13 protein-coding genes are annotated in these 15543 nt (G+C 62.6%); 7 read left to right on the top strand and 6 right to left on the bottom strand.

Annotated elements, in window-relative coordinates:
* The first annotated feature begins 120 nt into the window (after window positions 1–120).
* Genes edd through ACHPFG_RS25575 form a run of 4 tightly spaced genes read left to right on the top strand, consistent with a single transcriptional unit; the run spans window position 121 to window position 5126 of the window.
* Window positions 121–1947 (top strand): phosphogluconate dehydratase, encoded by a 1827-nt coding sequence (gene edd, locus ACHPFG_RS25590; RefSeq protein ID WP_431700764.1) that lies wholly within the window; start codon window positions 121–123, stop codon window positions 1945–1947.
* On the top strand, window positions 1944–2900 hold the full coding sequence (locus ACHPFG_RS25585; protein ID WP_131697921.1) for a glucokinase: 957 nt from the start codon (window positions 1944–1946) through the stop codon (window positions 2898–2900). Before edd ends, ACHPFG_RS25585 begins: the two co-directional genes overlap by 4 nt.
* Before the next feature lie 32 nt (window positions 2901–2932).
* The gene (locus tag ACHPFG_RS25580; RefSeq protein WP_024077192.1) at window positions 2933–3667 is read left to right on the top strand and encodes a response regulator; all 735 of its coding nucleotides are present in this window, start codon (window positions 2933–2935) and stop codon (window positions 3665–3667) included.
* Complete coding sequence (locus ACHPFG_RS25575; protein WP_340053490.1) at window positions 3657–5126, top strand: ATP-binding protein; 1470 nt, start codon at window positions 3657–3659, stop codon at window positions 5124–5126. The genes ACHPFG_RS25580 and ACHPFG_RS25575 overlap by 11 nt, the downstream gene beginning before the upstream one ends.
* Window positions 5127–5150: 24 nt before the next feature.
* Here the strand turns inward: ACHPFG_RS25575 and ACHPFG_RS25570 are convergent, their stop codons facing one another.
* Window positions 5151–6080 carry an AraC family transcriptional regulator gene (locus ACHPFG_RS25570; protein WP_431700763.1) on the bottom strand — a complete coding sequence of 310 codons (930 nt, stop codon included), beginning with the start codon at window positions 6078–6080 and terminating at the stop codon, window positions 5151–5153.
* A gap of 327 nt (window positions 6081–6407) precedes the next feature.
* On the opposite strand from ACHPFG_RS25570, the gene ACHPFG_RS25565 reads away from it, so the two are divergent.
* Both ACHPFG_RS25565 and ACHPFG_RS25560 read left to right on the top strand, forming a co-directional pair.
* The gene (locus ACHPFG_RS25565) at window positions 6408–6749 is read left to right on the top strand and encodes an antibiotic biosynthesis monooxygenase family protein (RefSeq protein WP_431700762.1); all 342 of its coding nucleotides are present in this window, start codon (window positions 6408–6410) and stop codon (window positions 6747–6749) included.
* A gap of 42 nt (window positions 6750–6791) precedes the next feature.
* Window positions 6792–7037 carry a hypothetical protein gene (locus tag ACHPFG_RS25560; protein WP_431700761.1) on the top strand — a complete coding sequence of 82 codons (246 nt, stop codon included), beginning with the start codon at window positions 6792–6794 and terminating at the stop codon, window positions 7035–7037.
* 125 nt (window positions 7038–7162) lie between these two features.
* Here ACHPFG_RS25560 and ACHPFG_RS25555 read toward each other — a convergent pair whose 3' ends face one another.
* From ACHPFG_RS25555 to ACHPFG_RS25535, 5 genes are all read right to left on the bottom strand, one after another.
* Window positions 7163–7795, bottom strand: coding sequence for a flavin reductase family protein (locus ACHPFG_RS25555; protein WP_431700760.1), 633 nt, complete (start codon window positions 7793–7795; stop codon window positions 7163–7165).
* Between the two features lie 366 nt (window positions 7796–8161).
* A complete protein-coding gene (locus ACHPFG_RS25550; protein WP_131697917.1) occupies window positions 8162–9481 on the bottom strand; it encodes an MFS transporter in 1320 nt (439 codons plus the stop codon).
* A gap of 167 nt (window positions 9482–9648) precedes the next feature.
* Window positions 9649–10983, bottom strand: a complete 1335-nt coding sequence (locus tag ACHPFG_RS25545) for a sigma-54-dependent transcriptional regulator (protein ID WP_431700759.1) — start codon at window positions 10981–10983, stop codon at window positions 9649–9651.
* Window positions 10977–12743 carry an ATP-binding protein gene (locus ACHPFG_RS25540; RefSeq protein ID WP_431700758.1) on the bottom strand — a complete coding sequence of 589 codons (1767 nt, stop codon included), beginning with the start codon at window positions 12741–12743 and terminating at the stop codon, window positions 10977–10979. Before ACHPFG_RS25540 ends, ACHPFG_RS25545 begins: the two co-directional genes overlap by 7 nt.
* Window positions 12744–12848: 105 nt before the next feature.
* Window positions 12849–14372 (bottom strand): fumarate hydratase, encoded by a 1524-nt coding sequence (locus tag ACHPFG_RS25535; protein ID WP_027605509.1) that lies wholly within the window; start codon window positions 14370–14372, stop codon window positions 12849–12851.
* 217 nt (window positions 14373–14589) lie between these two features.
* Between ACHPFG_RS25535 and ACHPFG_RS25530 the strand changes: the two genes are divergently transcribed.
* The gene (locus ACHPFG_RS25530; protein WP_431700757.1) at window positions 14590–15522 is read left to right on the top strand and encodes an iron-sulfur-binding ferredoxin reductase; all 933 of its coding nucleotides are present in this window, start codon (window positions 14590–14592) and stop codon (window positions 15520–15522) included.
* Window positions 15523–15543: the final 21 nt, after the last annotated feature.

Here is a 15543-nt window from a genome sequence, read left to right as displayed (position 1 = left end):
CGAGTGACCTGAATCAACTGGTCCGATGATCCAAACGACTCTCTGCCATCCCATGAGCTGCGGGCGTTTGATCAGCATAGACACTCAGGTCGCCACATCCGTTAGCCTGGAGTTCTACACATGCATCCCCGCGTCCTTGAGGTCACCGAACGGCTTATCGCCCGCAGCCGCCCCACTCGTGAGGCTTACCTTGCGCTCATTCGCGGCGCAGCCAGCGACGGTCCGATGCGCGGCAAGCTGCAATGCGCCAACTTCGCCCATGGCGTGGCCGGTTGCGGCACCGAAGATAAAAATAGCCTGCGCATGATGAACGCCGCCAACGTGGCAATTGTTTCGTCATATAACGACATGCTCTCGGCGCATCAGCCGTACGAACATTTTCCTGAACAGATCAAAAAAGCCCTGCGCGAAGTCGGCTCGGTCGGTCAGTTCGCCGGCGGCACCCCCGCCATGTGCGACGGCGTGACCCAAGGCGAGCCCGGCATGGAGCTGAGCCTGCTCAGCCGTGAAGTCATCGCCATGTCCACGGCGGTAGCGCTGTCCCACAACATGTTCGACGCCGCGCTGATGCTGGGCATCTGCGACAAGATCGTGCCAGGCCTGATGATGGGCGCGCTGCGCTACGGCCACCTGCCGATGATCTTCGTACCCGGCGGGCCGATGCCGTCGGGCATCTCCAACAAGCAGAAGGCCGACGTGCGCCAGCGCTACGCCGAAGGCAAGGCCAGCCGCGAGGAGCTGCTGGAATCGGAGATGAAGTCCTATCACAGCCCCGGCACCTGCACGTTCTACGGCACCGCCAACACCAACCAATTGCTGATGGAAGTGATGGGCCTGCACTTGCCGGGCGCCTCGTTCGTCAACCCGTACACGCCGCTGCGTGACGCCCTGACCCGCGAAGCCGCGCACCAGGTCACGCGCCTGACCAAGGCCAACGGCAACTTCACGCCGATCGGCGAGATCGTCGATGAGAAATCCATCGTCAACGCCATCGTTGCGCTCAACGCGACGGGCGGCTCCACCAACCACACCCTGCACATGCCGGCCATCGCCATGTCGGCGGGCATCATCCTCACTTGGGACGACATGGCCGACCTCTCCGAGGTGGTGCCGACCCTGTCCCACGTGTATCCAAACGGCAAGGCCGACATCAACCACTTCCAGGCGGCGGGCGGCATGTCGTTCCTGATTCGCGAGCTGCTCGAAGCTGGCCTGCTTCACGACGACGTCAATACCGTGGCCGGCAAGGGCCTGAGCCGCTACGTCCAGGAACCGTTCCTGGTCGATGGCGAGCTGGTCTGGCGCGACGGCCCGATCGAAAGCCTCGACGAAACCATCCTGCGCCCGGTGGCGCGCGCGTTCTCGCCGGAAGGTGGCCTGCGTGTGATGGAAGGCAACCTCGGCCGGGGCGTGATGAAAGTTTCCGCCGTGGCTCCGGAGCACCAGATTGTCGAAGCACCGGCGGTGGTGTTCCAGGACCAGCAAGACCTGGCCGATGCGTTCAAGGCCGGCCAGCTGGAAAAAGACTTCGTCGCGGTCATGCGCTTCCAGGGCCCGCGCTCCAACGGCATGCCGGAACTGCACAAGATGACGCCGTTCCTCGGTGTGTTGCAGGACCGTGGCTTCAAAGTCGCACTGGTGACAGATGGGCGTATGTCCGGCGCGTCGGGTAAGATCCCCGCCGCGATTCACGTCAACCCCGAAGCCCAGAGCGGCGGACCACTGGCACGGGTCAAAGATGGCGATATCATTCGCGTCGATGGCGTCAAAGGCACCTTGGAGCTTAAGGTGGACGCCGAAGAATTTGCAGCGCGCACGCCTGCCACGGGCCTGTTGGGCAATAACGTGGGGGCCGGTCGCGAGCTGTTTGCATTTATGCGCTTGGCCGCAAGCTCCGCAGAGCAGGGCGCCAGCGCCTTTACCTCTGCCTTGGAGACGCTTAAGTGAAGCTAGCGCTGGTCGGTGACATCGGGGGTACCAACGCCCGTTTTGCGTTGTGGCGAGATCAGGCACTGCATTCGATTCGGGTGCATGCCACGGCTGATCACCAAAGCCCTGAGGACGCGATCAAGGTCTATCTCAAGGAAGAAGGCCTGCAAATCGGCGACATCGGTGCGGTGTGCCTGTCCGTCGCCGGGCCGGTGAGCGGGGATGAATTTAAATTCACCAACAATCACTGGCGCCTGAGCAAGACTGCGTTTTGCCAGGCCTTGCAAGTGGATGAGCTGCTGCTGGTGAATGATTTTTCGGCCATGGCCCTGGGCATGACTCGCCTTAAACCCGACGAATTCCGCGTGGTCTGCGAAGGCACGCCGGAACCGTTGCGTCCGGCGGTGGTAATCGGTCCGGGCACCGGCCTGGGTGTCGGTACCCTACTGGACCTCGGCGCAGGTCGTTACGCGGCGTTGCCAGGGGAGGGCGGCCACGTCGACCTGCCCCTGAGCAGCCCACGGGAAACCCAGCTGTGGCAGCATATCTACAACGAGATCGGCCACGTCAGCGCCGAAACCGCCTTGAGCGGTGGCGGTCTGCCGCGGCTGTACCGGGCGATTTGTGCGGTCGATGGCCACACACCGGTGCTCGACACGCCCGAAGCCATCACGGCAGCGGGCCTGGCCGGCGACCCGGTGGCCATGGAAGTGTTGGATCAATTCAGCATCTGGCTGGGCCGGGTAGCGGGCAACAATGTGCTGACCACCGGTGGACGCGGGGGTGTGTATATCGTGGGTGGGGTGATTCCGCGGTTTGCCGACTTTTTCATCAACAGCGGATTTGCCAAGAGCTTCAGTGACAAAGGCTGCATGAGCGACTACTTCAAAGGCATTCCGGTGTGGTTGGTGACCGCGCCGTATTCCGGGTTGACCGGGGCTGGCGTCGCATTGGAACAGGCGTTTGCCTGATCCGCATCACCTATAACAACAAGGAGGACCCCGTGAGCGTAATCAGTAAATCGATTCTCCTCGTCGATGACGACCAGGAAATCCGCGAATTGCTGCAAACCTACCTCAGTCGCGCCGGTTTCCAGGTGCGTGGCGTGCCGGACGGCGCGGGGTTCCGCCAGGCGATGAACGAGGCACCGTGCGACCTGGTCATCCTCGATGTGATGCTGCCGGACGAAGACGGTTTCAGTCTCTGCCGCTGGATTCGCCAGCACCCGCGCCAGGCGCAGGTGCCGATCATCATGCTCACCGCCAGTTCCGACGAAGCCGACCGCGTGATCGGCCTGGAACTGGGGGCTGACGACTATATCGGCAAGCCGTTCAGCCCCCGCGAGTTGCAGGCACGGATCAAGGCCCTGTTGCGTCGCTGCCAGTTCGGCCAGGAGCGCAGCGGAAATGGCGATGTGCTGGTGTTCGATGAATGGCGTCTGGACATGATCAGTCACCGGCTGTTCCACGTGGATGGCGAAGAGGTGATCCTCTCCGGTGCCGACTTTGCCCTGCTCAAGCTGTTTCTCGATCACCCGCAACAGATTCTCGACCGTGACACCATCGGCAACGCCACCCGTGGCCGTGACCTGATGCCCCTGGACCGGATCGTCGACATGGCTGTCAGCCGCCTGCGTCAACGCCTGCGCGATACCGAAAAACCCCCGAGGCTGATCCGCACCGTGCGCGGCAGCGGTTATCAACTGGCAGCCAGCGTGGTTGCCGGCAATGCCCACTGAACTGCTGACCGAGCGTCGCCGGCGCTTCCCGGTCCCGCGCTCATTGCTGGGGCGCATGTTGCTGCTGACCTTGCTCGCGGTGCTGTTCGCCCAGGCGCTGTCCAGCGTGATCTGGGTTTCGCAGTTGCGTGCCACCCAGCTCGAAGGCCTGGTCACCAGCGCACGTAGCCTGGCGCACTCGATGACCGCCAGCGTGAGTTATTTCCGTTCGTTGCCGGTGGCCTATCGGCCGTTGGTCCTTGACCAGTTGCGCAGCATGGGCGGCACGCGTTTTGTCGTGACCCTCAATGACCGGCCACTGGACATGCAAGTGCTGCCGCAAACCCCGCGTAAACAGGCGGTGCTGGTGGCCGTGGATGAAGTCCTGCGCCAGACCCTGGGCGCCGACGTGCCTATCTCGGTGGAGTTCGTCAGCGCTGAAGACCTGCGCATCTTCAACGCCGGCTTGAAACTGGATGAGTTGCCGCGCTCCTGGGCGCATTACGCGCTGACCCTGGAACCCGTCAACCCGCCGGTGTTAGTGACCCAGATCGAACTCGCCCCCGGTGAATGGCTGTACATTGCTTCGCTGTTGCCCGAGCCCTACACCAGCCTGGAAGAACAGGGCCTGCCGTCCCAGCAGGTGTGGTTTATCGTGCTGACCAGCGGCTTTCTGCTGCTGTTCATCGGTCTGCTGGTGCACTGGCAAAGCCGGCCGCTCAAACGCCTGGCGCGGGCGGCGCGGGACATGTCCCTGGGTGCCGATGTGGAACCGGTGGCCGAAGGCGGCGGCAGTGAGGTGGTGGAAGTGGGCCGCGCGTTCAATGCCATGCGCGAACGCATCAGCCGTTACCTCACGGAACGCAGCCAGTTGTTCAGCGCGATCTCCCACGACCTGCGCACACCGATTACCCGCCTGCGCCTGCGCGTGGAATTGCTCGAAGACGAGAACCTGCAAACCAAGTTCGGCCGTGACCTGGATGAGCTGGAATTGCTGGTCAAAGGCGCGCTGCAATGTGTGAAAGACACCGATATTCACGAGAACATCCAGCCGGTCGACCTCAACCATGTGCTCGAATGCCTGGTGGAGCCTTATGTGGCGCCCAACGGTAACGGCCGGGTCACCTTGGACGGCGCAGCGGTGGCGGCTTACCCAGGTAAGCCGCTGGCGCTCAAGCGCTGCATCGGCAACCTGATCGACAATGCTTTGAAGTATGGGCAGAACGCCCATTTGCGTATCGAGGACGATGGCGCAGAGTTCATCCTGCACGTCGACGATGAAGGCCCTGGCGTGCCGGAACAGCGCCTGGAACAGGTCTTCGAACCGCACTTTCGCCTGGCCGGCCAGCAGCAGGGTTACGGTTTGGGCTTGGGTATTGCCCGTAACATCGCGCACAGCCATGGCGGTGAAGTGAGCTTGCAGAATCTGCGTGAGGGGGGCTTGCGGGTCACTCTGCAACTGCCCCGGACCCTGGACTGAAAAACACGGTTGGGCAAATGTGGGTCAGACGCTTTGGCGCAGTCTGGCCAAATCCCTCAGCGGCGGTGCCCCAAATAACCGGCTGTACTCCCGGCTGAACTGCGACGGGCTTTCATACCCCACCCGATACCCCGCCGCCGACGCTTCCAGCCCTTCGGCAATCATCAGCCGACGTGCCTCCTGCAAACGCAGCTGTTTCTGGTACTGCAGCGGGCTCATGGCCGTAATCGCCTTGAAACGGTGATGCAGGGTCGAGACGCTGAGGTTCACTTCCTTGGCCAGGTCATCGATGCGCAACGGTTGTTCGTAGTTGCCATTGAGCCACTTGATCGCCTGGCTGACGCGATGGCTCTGGCTGTTGGCTACGGCGATTTCATACAGGCGATAACCCTGCGGCCCGCGCAGCAGGCGGTAGAGAATTTCACGATTGATCAGCGGCGCCAGCATGGCGATGTCTTTGGGCGTATCCAGCAGGCGCACCAGGCGCAGCACGGCGTCGAGCAACTGGGGGTCGATGCGGTCCACATACATCCCGCGCGATGTCGGGCGCGTGGGCACGCCCATGGGGCCGGCCTCGGCGATCAAGGCGGTGAGCTGCGCCGGGTCGATATTGATGCGCACTGACAGGTTCGGATCTTCCGGCGTGGCATCGATGATCCGCCCGGCCACCGGCATCGCCACCGAGAACACCAGGTAATTGAGCGGGTCGTAGGCAAAGATTTCGTCGGCCAGGCGCACTTCCTTGCTGCCGTTGGCGAGGATGCACAACGCAGGCTCCACCAGCACCGGCATGAAGTCACGCGGCGTGTTGTGGCGGTTCAGGAACAGTGACGTAATCGCGGTGCCATAGGAGCCGTCTTCCCAGGTATGGCGATGCACGATGCTCGCCAGCTCGGCGCGCTGTTTTTCCGTCTCGGCGTCGAGGGGCATGGACTGATGTTCGGGCGACGGCATAAGGCGTCCTCTGCATGCTTTTCTGATGGGCTCAGCTTAGCGGCGGCTTTTCAAACAGTGTTAGGTCGATTCTGCACAATCCTTGCCTGATCCTGCGACACCGCGTGAATCAGGCAAGCGCCGGGGCTGTCAACTCCCTGAAATAAGGCGTCGGTCTGTGGAATAAACCGGCGGGCCGAACGTCCTGTCTACGCTTCTCGCAGGATTGTGCAATAAGCCTGCAGGAATTGACTAACCGCGCCCGCACCCGCGCCGTTATCTTTGATCCTGTGGCAACACGCCCTCACAGTGCTTGCCGAGCATCACTTCTCAACGGGAGAGTCGAACATGTCCACCCCCATTCCCGCGAGCCATATGGCCTTTGTCCGCGCCCGCACCGGGTGCAGCACCGAACTGGGTGCACGCTTGAGCAGTTTGATCGAACCGGGCCGTCAGGCTCAGGGTTGCCTGCAGTTCTCGTTGCAGCATTCCCAGGTCGATCCCGATGTCTGGTTGATCTCGGGTTTCTGGAGCAGCGAGCAGGCGATGAGCGCCTACTTCAACTCACCGGCCCTGATGATCTTTACCGAGCTGTTGAACGACATGGTCGTGCGCAGCATGGACTTCCAGACCTTCACCGATGCCTCTGCCGCCAATGCCTACGGCGAGTACCTGCAACTGGCCGGTTAATGGTTAGAATGGCCCACTTTTCCATTGGCCAGGACCTGCAACATGGCACGTAAACAATTTGCCCACCACGAAGCCGTTTCCGCCGTAGTACCGGGTGAAGGGGGCTACAGTGCCGCCGTCGCCGTCAAGGCACTGGATGGCATGGGCGCACCGCAGTTTCACAAGATCCTGGATGGACAGACGTTCAAGACTGCCTCCGATGCCGATGATGCAGCCACCGTGCAGCTTGAACGGTTGATGGGTGTGGATGAAGAGGGTCAACTGACCTGGGCGAGCGCCGCGAGCTGAACAACGCCGACCATCGAATGTGGGAGGGGGCTTGCTCCCGATAGCAGTGTGTCAGTCAACAACGATGTTGGATGTGCCATTGCCATCGGGGGCAAGCCCCCTCCCACTTTTTTGGTGTATTTCAGTCAGGGTTTGCTGGCGCCTGGGCGGTACATCTTGAACAACGCCTCCGGCCCCAGTTGGAAGTAATCCGCCGGGCCGCCACCGCGCAAAATCGGCTCGGCGGCGGCGGTGTCGTACACCCCATCCTTGAGCAGCCACTTGGCAATGTGCACCGCGACCACCTCGCCCAGCACCAGCCAGCTTGGCACCAGCTGTTTGTCGGCGCGCTGCAGCTGGATGATCTGCGTCACCCTGCACTCGAACGAAACCGGGCTCTCGCCCACCCGCGGCACGCCGACGATTTTCGACGCCACCGGCGTCAGGCCGGACAACTCGAACTCATTCACATCCGGCGAGACGGCCGCGCAGCTCTGGTTCATCTGCTCGGCCAACGGGCGGGTGGCCAGGTTCCACACAAACTCGCCGGTCTGTTCGATGTTGTTCAGGCTGTCTTTACGCCCGATGCTGGAAAACCCAATGATCGGCGGAATGTAGTTGAACGCATTGAAGAAACTGTAGGGCGCCAGGTTCAGGCGGCCGTTGCTGTCGTGGGATGAAATCCAGCCAATCGGCCGTGGTCCGACGATGGCATTAAAGGGGTCGTGGGGCAGGCCGTGGCCGTTGGCGGGTTCGTAGAAATGGATAGCGTCAGACATGGCCGGGGTTCCTGCTGCGGGGTTCTGGGAGGCAGCCATAGTGCAATCCATGGCGGCGAATTTCCATCGGCCGTATGGAATTTTGCGCGCTTGGGCGACCTCCTGACCTAGCCCCATGAAAAGGGCGGGTTGGATTTCGGCACCATTGGATCATCGGCGGTATTGGCGGCGGTGCTGGTGGTGGTAATTGCCGGGGCGTCGTATGCACAGCGTCGGTATGGCCGGAGGCCGGTAGCAGAGGTGTCCTGATTCAAAATGTGGGAGGGGGCTTGCCCCCCGATGGCAGTGTTTCAGCTAATACAACCCTGGCTGGTCCACCGCCATCGCGGGCAAGCCCGCTCCCACATTTGTTACTGCATCCAACCGTCAGTCCGTGGTAATCCGCGAATGCTTGCGCGTGTCCTTCATGGTCACATAGACCACCAGCGACACCGCGATACACGCGGTCACGTACCAGTAGTAACCGGTTTCCATGCCGATGCTCTTGAACCACAGCGCGATGTATTCAGCGGTACCGCCGAAGATCGACACGGTCAGCGCATACGGCAGGCCCACGCCCAGGGCGCGGATTTCGGTCGGGAACAGTTCAGCTTTGACCACTGCGTTGATCGAGGTGTAGCCGCTGACGATGATCAGCGCCGCCATGATCAGGAAGAACGCGCCCCACCAGGTCTGGATCGTGTGCAGGGTGGTGAGGATCGGCACGGTGAACAGGGTGCCGAGGATGCCGAAGGCGATCAGGATCGGCCGACGGCCGACTTTGTCCGACAGCCCACCGACGATCGGTTGCAGGCACATGAACAGGAACAGCGTTGCCGCCGAGATGGTGGTGGAGTCGGAAATGCTCATGCCGACGGTGTTCACCAGGTACTTCTGCATGTAGGTGGTGTAGGTGTAGAAGGCCAGGGTACCGCCCATGGTCAGGCCGACCACGGTCATCAGTTCTTTGGGGTGGCGCATCAAGGTGCGCATGGCGCTTTCCTTGGCTTTTTCCTTCTTGGTGAACGACTCGGTTTCTTCCATGCCGCGACGCAGGTACAGCGCGACCACTGCGCACAGGGCGCCGATGGCGAACGGGATACGCCAGCCCCAGTCGTACAGTTGCTCGGTGGTGAGCACTTGTTGCAGCACGATCAGTACCGCCAGGGCGATGAGCTGGCCGGAGATCAGGGTCACGTACTGGAAGCTGGAGAAGAAGCCGCGACGTTCCTTGGTCGCCATTTCGCTCAGGTAGGTGGCCGAGGTGCCGTATTCGCCACCGACCGACAAGCCTTGCAGCAGGCGCGCGAATACCAGCAGGATCGGCGCGCCGACGCCGATGGTTTCGTAACCGGGGCTCAGGGCGATGATCAATGAGCCGAAGCACATCAACAGGACCGAAGCCATCAGTGCCGCTTTACGACCCGCACGGTCGGCGTACAGGCCCATCAGCCAGCCACCGATCGGGCGCATCAGGAAGCCCACGGCGAAGATCGCGGCGGTGTTGAGCAATTGGGCGGTGGTGTCGCCTTTCGGGAAGAAGGCTTTGGCGAAGTACAGCGAGAAAGCGGCGTAGACGTACCAGTCGTACCACTCGACCATGTTGCCGACCGACCCGCTGAAGATCGATTTGATCCGGCTGGAGGTGGAGCGTTCTTTAGCCGGCGCGGCCGCCGACCCCAGAGGCAAGGTGTTGGAGTTATCCATTGAAGGATCCTTCATCTAGTTGTTTTTATGGAGCGGCGCGAGCGCAGCCTGGCTGGGGCTATAGCAGGAGCTGTGCCAGATAGATGAAGGTCCGGTCTAGAAGGGTCTGGGGTTTATTTTGAGCGGAAAGTCGCTGATGTTTTTTAGGGAGATGAGCGGAAATCCGCTCATTCATCTTTCAGGAACATGTCCCTGGCCAACCCATGGCGCTGCATCTTTTCGTTGAAGGTGCGCCGTGGCAGTTGCAACTCCGCCAGCACCGCCTTGATGTCGCCTTTATGCCGGGTCAATGCAGCCTTCAGGCAATGGGCTTCGAACGCCTCCTGCTGCGCGGCCAACGATTGCCCGGCTTCGATCCCTTCCGGCTCCGGCTCGCCAAGGCCCAACACCTGGCGTTCGGCGACGTTGGCCAACTCGCGCACATTGCCCGGCCAGTCATGGCTGAGCAGGCGCCCCAGTTGCACGCCGCTCAGTGGTTCGACGCTGCGGCCCAGGCGCTCGGCGGCGCTTTGGGCAAAGTGGTCGAACAGCAGCGGAATGTCTTCGCGGCGCTCGCGCAGGGGCGGCAGGCGCAGCTGTGCAACGTTGAGCCGATAGGCCAGGTCTTCGCGAAAGCGCCCGGCGCGGGCTTCTTCCAGCAGGTCCGGCTTGGTGGCGGCGATAATGCGCAAGTCCACGTGGATGCTCTGGTTGGAGCCTAACCGCTCTAACTTTTGCTCCTGCAGTACGCGCAACAGCTTCACTTGCTGGGCGAGGGGCATGCTTTCGATTTCATCGAGGAACAGCGTGCCGCCATGGGCGTACTCCAGTTTGCCGATGCGCTTGCCCTGGGCGCCGGTAAAGGCGCCGCTTTCGTGGCCGAACAGTTCGGCCTCGAATAACTGCTCTGGGATCGCCGCGCAATTGAGCGCCACGAACGGTTTTTTCGCGCGTGGGCCGAAGTCATGCAGGCAGCGGGCGACCAGCTCCTTGCCGCTGCCGGTCTCGCCACGGATCAGGACGTTGACCGGCAAGCTCGCCAGGTCGAGTACCTGCCGGCGCAGGTTCTGCAAGCCACGGGACACACCGAGCAGGCTCGATTCCAACTGCGCCCGATGATCAGCTTGTTGGTGCAGGCGGCGGTTTTCGAGGATCAGCCTGCGCTTGTCCAGCGCGCGGCGCAGGCTGTTGAGCAAGGCATCGGGGCTGAAGGGTTTTTCGAGGAAGTCGTAGGCACCGTCGCGCATGGCTTCGACGGCCATCGGTACATCGCCATGCCCGGTCAGCAGGATGACCGGCAGGTCGGCGTCACGGCGTTGCACTTCGGCCAGCAGCTCCAGGCCGCTGAGCCCGGGCATGCGCACGTCGCTCAAGATCACCCCGGGAAAGTCCTTGGGCAGTTGCGCCAGGCAGGCTTCGGCGCGGCTGAACAACTGCACCTCGAACCCCGACAAGCTCAACCATTGCTCGACGGCCGTACGAATGCTGGCTTCGTCATCGACCACAATCACCGCGTTCAACATAAGTCGGGTGTCTCCAGCGCGATAGGCAAGGTCAGGGTAAATACCGCGCCGTCGCCATGGTTACTGGCGACCAGGCGACCGCCCAATTCGTGCACGATAGCGTAGGAAACTGCCAGGCCCAAGCCGAGCCCGTCGCCCACCGGCTTGGTGGTGAAGAACGGGTCGAACACGCTGTTGAGGTGCTCTTCGGCAATCCCGCCGCCGCTGTCGCTGACCGTGAGTTGCCACAGTTGCTGATCGGCGTGCAGGCGGATTTCCAGGCGCTTGCGTGGTTTGTCGGCCATGGCGTCGAGGGCGTTGCGCAGCAGGTTGATCAGCACCTGTTCGAGGCGGATCGCATCGCCACGTACCCAGGCGGGGCGGGTCAGGTCCAGCACGGTGCCGATGGCTTCATCACGCAGGCGTGCGTCGAGCAGGTGCAGGGACTGGTCGACCACGGTGGCCAGGTCCAGGCGTTCGCGCAGGCCGCTGGGGCTTTTGCGCGCAAAGGTCTTGAGGTGGCCGGTCAGCGCGGCCATGCGTGTGAGCATATCGTCCAGCGGGGCCAGGGCCTTGTAGGCGTCGTCCACCCGACCGTGGTCCAGCAGTAACCGCAGGGTCGCCAACTGCATGCGCTGGGCGGTCAGTGGCTGGTTGATCTCATGGGCGAGGGCGGCGGACATCTGCCCCAGCGCCGCCAGCTTGGCCGATTGCACCAAGCCATCCTGGGCGGTGCGCAGGGCCTGGGTGCGCTCCTCCACAAGCTGTTCGAGTTCTTCGCGGCTGCGCTGGCGTAAACGGGCCAGGCGCCAGCGTTGGCTGAGGAACAGCGCCAGGAACACCAGTGCCAGCCAGGAACCGGCGGCGGCGAGGCCGGCGTTGCGTTGGTCTTCAAAGGCGAACTGGGGTTTGCGCAACAGGTGCAGGGTCCAGCCCTCGGCCTTCAGCGGCAGGGATTCCCAGATGTAATTGGCGTTGCCATCCGGGCCGTTGACGCGCATCAGGTGGCTGTTTTCGTCGAAACGTTGCAACGTTTGGGTGTCCAGCGGCTGCAGTTGTTTCTTGTCGTATTGGCGGGTGGCCTTGAGTTCGGCGAGGTCGCTGGCGGACAGCGCGCGCAGGTTGCGATAACGCCAGCCCGGTTGGTTGGCGATAAACACGATGCCGCGTGCATCGCTGACCAGCAACAGGTCATTGCCCTGGGCCCATTCGCGCTCCAGCTCAGGGAACTCCAGCTTCACCACCATGGCACCAAGGAACTGCTCGTGTTCATCGAGCACCGCGCTGGAGAGGAAATACCCCGGAATCCCTGTGGTCACGCCTACCGCGTAAAAGCGTCCGGCGCCTTGGCTCTTGGTCTGGCTGAAGTACGGCCGAAACCCGTAGTTATGCCCGACGTAACTGCTCGGCAAGTTCCAGTTACTGGCGGCCACGGCCAGGCCTGTGCGGTCCATCAGTTCCAGCGTGGAGGACTGGGCTGCACCGTTGATGCGTTCGAGCTTGCGGTTGAGCAGGTCCTGGGTGCTGGCGTCCAACGGGCCTTTGAGCGCGTTGATCATCTCCGAGTCCAGCGCCAGCACGGCGGGCAGGGCGCGGTAGCGTTCGATCAGGGTGTGCAGGGAATTGGCGTACAGCGCCAGTTGCTGGTTGGCGCGTGCCGCATCGTCCACCAATGCCTGGCGTTCGGCATGGCGCGTGGCCAAGGCGGCGGCCAGCAACGCACCGGCGATGATCAGCAGGGAATAGAAGGTCAGGCGCAGGGGACGAGGGATCACGATCATACGGTGATAGGCAGGCACGGTAAGGGGAGTGCACCATAGCATGAGCCATAAAAAAGGCGACTGGGCCATGGGGCCGCAGTCGCCTTTATCCTTGCGGGAAAGTGCTTACTGCACTTCTACCGCCAGGCTTTCACTGATCTTTTTCTGCCAGATGGCAGGACCGGTGATGTGGACGGATTCGCCCTTGCTGTCCACCGCAACGGTGACCGGCATGTCTTTTACGTCGAACTCGTAGATCGCTTCCATGCCCAGTTCGGCGAAGGCAACCACGCGCGACTTCTTGATGGCTTGCGCCACCAGGTAAGCGGCGCCGCCCACGGCCATCAGGTACACGGCCTTGTGGTCCTTGATCGCTTCGATCGCGGTAGGGCCGCGCTCGGATTTACCGATCATGCCCAGCAGGCCGGTTTGCTCGAGGATCTGACGGGTGAACTTGTCCATCCGCGTCGCGGTAGTCGGGCCAGCCGGGCCAACCACTTCTTCGCGCACCGGATCAACCGGGCCGACGTAGTAGATAAAGCGACCCTTGAGGTCCACCGGCAGGCTTTCGCCCTTGTTCAGCATCTCGACCATGCGCTTGTGCGCCGCGTCGCGACCGGTGAGCATCTTGCCGTTGAGCAGCACGGTTTCGCCCGGCTTCCAGCTCTGTACTTCTTCCGGGGTCAGGGTGTCGAGGTTGACGCGACGGGCCGATGGGCCGGCTTCCCAGACGATTTCCGGGTAGGCGTCCAGCGGAGGCGCTTCCAGCGACGCCGGGCCCGAACCGTCGAGCACGAAGTGCGCGTGACGGGTGGCGGCGCAGTTGGGGATCATGCACACCGGCAGCGAAGCGGCGTGGGTCGGGTAGTCCATGATCTTCACGTCGAGCACGGTGGTCAGGCCACCCAGGCCCTGGGCGCCGATGCCCAGTTGGTTGACCTTCTCGAACAACTCCAGGCGCATCTCTTCGATACGGTTCTGCGGGCCGCGCTTTTTCAGCTCGTGGATGTCGATGGATTCCATCAACACTTCCTTGGCCATCACCGCGGCTTTCTCGGCGGTGCCGCCGATGCCGATGCCGAGCATGCCCGGTGGGCACCAGCCGGCGCCCATGGTCGGAACGGTCTTGAGCACCCAGTCGACAATGGAGTCGGACGGGTTGAGCATGGCCATTTTCGACTTGTTCTCGGAACCGCCGCCCTTGGCCGCCACGTCCACTTCCACGGTGTTACCCGGGACGATGGAGTAGTGGATCACGGCCGGGGTGTTGTCCTTGGTGTTCTTGCGTGCGCCGGCCGGGTCGGCCAGGATCGATGCACGCAGGACGTTTTCCGGCAGGTTGTAGGCGCGACGCACGCCTTCGTTGATCATGTCGTCCAGGCCCATGGTGGCGCCATCCCAACGTACGTCCATGCCCACGCGCACGAACACGGTGACGATACCGGTGTCCTGGCAGATCGGGCGATGGCCGGTGGCGCACATGCGCGAGTTGATCAGGATCTGCGCGATGGAGTCACGGGCTGCCGGCGATTCTTCGCGCAGGTAGGCCTCGTGCATCGCCTGGATGAAGTCAACGGGGTGGTAGTAGGAAATGAATTGCAGGGCGTCGGCAACGCTCTGAATCAGGTCGTCTTGCTTGATCACGGTCATGAGTCGCGCTCCTCTATAAGGGAACATTCAATAAAGGTGGGCTCAGTGGGGTGCATCGGTCGGCTGAGTCCACCTTTCCAAGGCACGCCACGTGGTGCAGGCGCGACGCTAAAAAGGCGCGGCAGTATAACCCGGCACGGTGGCCGATACACCCGACTATGGTCAAACTGTCGCAGGCATGATTCCCTGTGCGCACCCCTTGTGATTGAGTCCTTCCATGCCTGAACTGTACGTCGGCGAACGCCATTGGTCGGTAGCCACCGGCAGCAACCTGCTGGACGCCTTGAACCAGGCGGGTGTGGCCGTGCCTTACAGCTGCCGAGCCGGCAGTTGCCATGCGTGCCTGGTGCGGTGCCAGGGTGAGGTCGAGGACCAGCAGCCCGAAGCCCTGAGCCCGGCACAACGTCAGGAGGGCTGGCGCCTGGCCTGTCAGTGCCAGGTGATCGGCGATCTGCAGGTCGAAGCGTTCGACCCGCTGCGTGACGGTTTGCCGGCCCAGGTGGTGGGTGCCGATTGGTTGAGTGCCTCGGTGCTGCGCCTGCGGCTGCAACCGGAGCGCGGGTTGCGGTATCGCGCCGGGCAGCACCTGGTGGTGTGGGCCGGGCAGGTGGCACGGCCTTACTCCCTGGCCAGCCTGCCTCAGGAGGATGCTTTCCTGGAGTTCCATATCGATTGCCGGCAGCCCGGCGCATTCAGCGATGCCGCGCGAGCATTGTCGGTGGGTGATCGCCTGCGCCTGGGAGAATTGCGTGGCGGCGCACTGCAATACGATCCCGACTGGCAATCCCGGCCGCTGTGGCTGCTGGCTTCCGGTACCGGCCTGGGCCCTTTGTGGGGTGTGCTGCGCGAGGCGTTGCGCCAGGATCACCAGGGCGCCATCCGCCTGATTCACCTGGCCCATGATGCCGACGGTCATTACCTGGCCGGGCCCCTGGCCGAGCTGGCTGCGCGTCATCCGAACCTGACGGTGGAGCTGTGGACTGCGGCCGAGTCGGCCCAGGCATTGGCGCAACTGCGGCTTGTTTCCCGGCAAACGCTGGCCTTACTCTGCGGGCATCCTGTCAGCGTCGAGGCCTTCTCCAAGCGCCTGTTCCTGGCGGGACTGCCGCGCAATCAACTGCTGGCCGATGTGTTCCTGTCCCGTGGTTGAGTGCTGAATTCCACTGCCGTG

This window comes from Pseudomonas sp. BR20, from assembly GCF_050780135.1.
Lineage (GTDB): Bacteria > Pseudomonadota > Gammaproteobacteria > Pseudomonadales > Pseudomonadaceae > Aquipseudomonas.
The sequence above is the reverse complement of the archived record's forward strand: the minus strand, read 5'-3'. Positions and strand labels throughout refer to the sequence as shown.

Bases quoted from the DNA above. Each gene is read 5' to 3' on its own strand.
- edd (WP_431700764.1), top strand. From the start codon at position 121: ATGCATCCCCGCGTCCTTGAGGTCACCGAACGGCTTATCGCCCGCAGC.
- ACHPFG_RS25575 (WP_340053490.1), top strand. From the start codon at position 3,657: ATGCCCACTGAACTGCTGACCGAGCGTCGCCGGCGCTTCCCGGTCCCG.
- ACHPFG_RS25570 (WP_431700763.1), bottom strand. From the start codon at position 6,080: ATGCCGTCGCCCGAACATCAGTCCATGCCCCTCGACGCCGAGACGGAA.
- ACHPFG_RS25565 (WP_431700762.1), top strand. From the start codon at position 6,408: ATGTCCACCCCCATTCCCGCGAGCCATATGGCCTTTGTCCGCGCCCGC.
- ACHPFG_RS25560 (WP_431700761.1), top strand. From the start codon at position 6,792: ATGGCACGTAAACAATTTGCCCACCACGAAGCCGTTTCCGCCGTAGTA.
- ACHPFG_RS25555 (WP_431700760.1), bottom strand. From the start codon at position 7,795: ATGTCTGACGCTATCCATTTCTACGAACCCGCCAACGGCCACGGCCTG.
- ACHPFG_RS25550 (WP_131697917.1), bottom strand. From the start codon at position 9,481: ATGGATAACTCCAACACCTTGCCTCTGGGGTCGGCGGCCGCGCCGGCT.
- ACHPFG_RS25545 (WP_431700759.1), bottom strand. From the start codon at position 10,983: ATGTTGAACGCGGTGATTGTGGTCGATGACGAAGCCAGCATTCGTACG.
- ACHPFG_RS25540 (WP_431700758.1), bottom strand. From the start codon at position 12,743: ATGATCGTGATCCCTCGTCCCCTGCGCCTGACCTTCTATTCCCTGCTG.
- ACHPFG_RS25535 (WP_027605509.1), bottom strand. From the start codon at position 14,372: ATGACCGTGATCAAGCAAGACGACCTGATTCAGAGCGTTGCCGACGCC.
- ACHPFG_RS25530 (WP_431700757.1), top strand. From the start codon at position 14,590: ATGCCTGAACTGTACGTCGGCGAACGCCATTGGTCGGTAGCCACCGGC.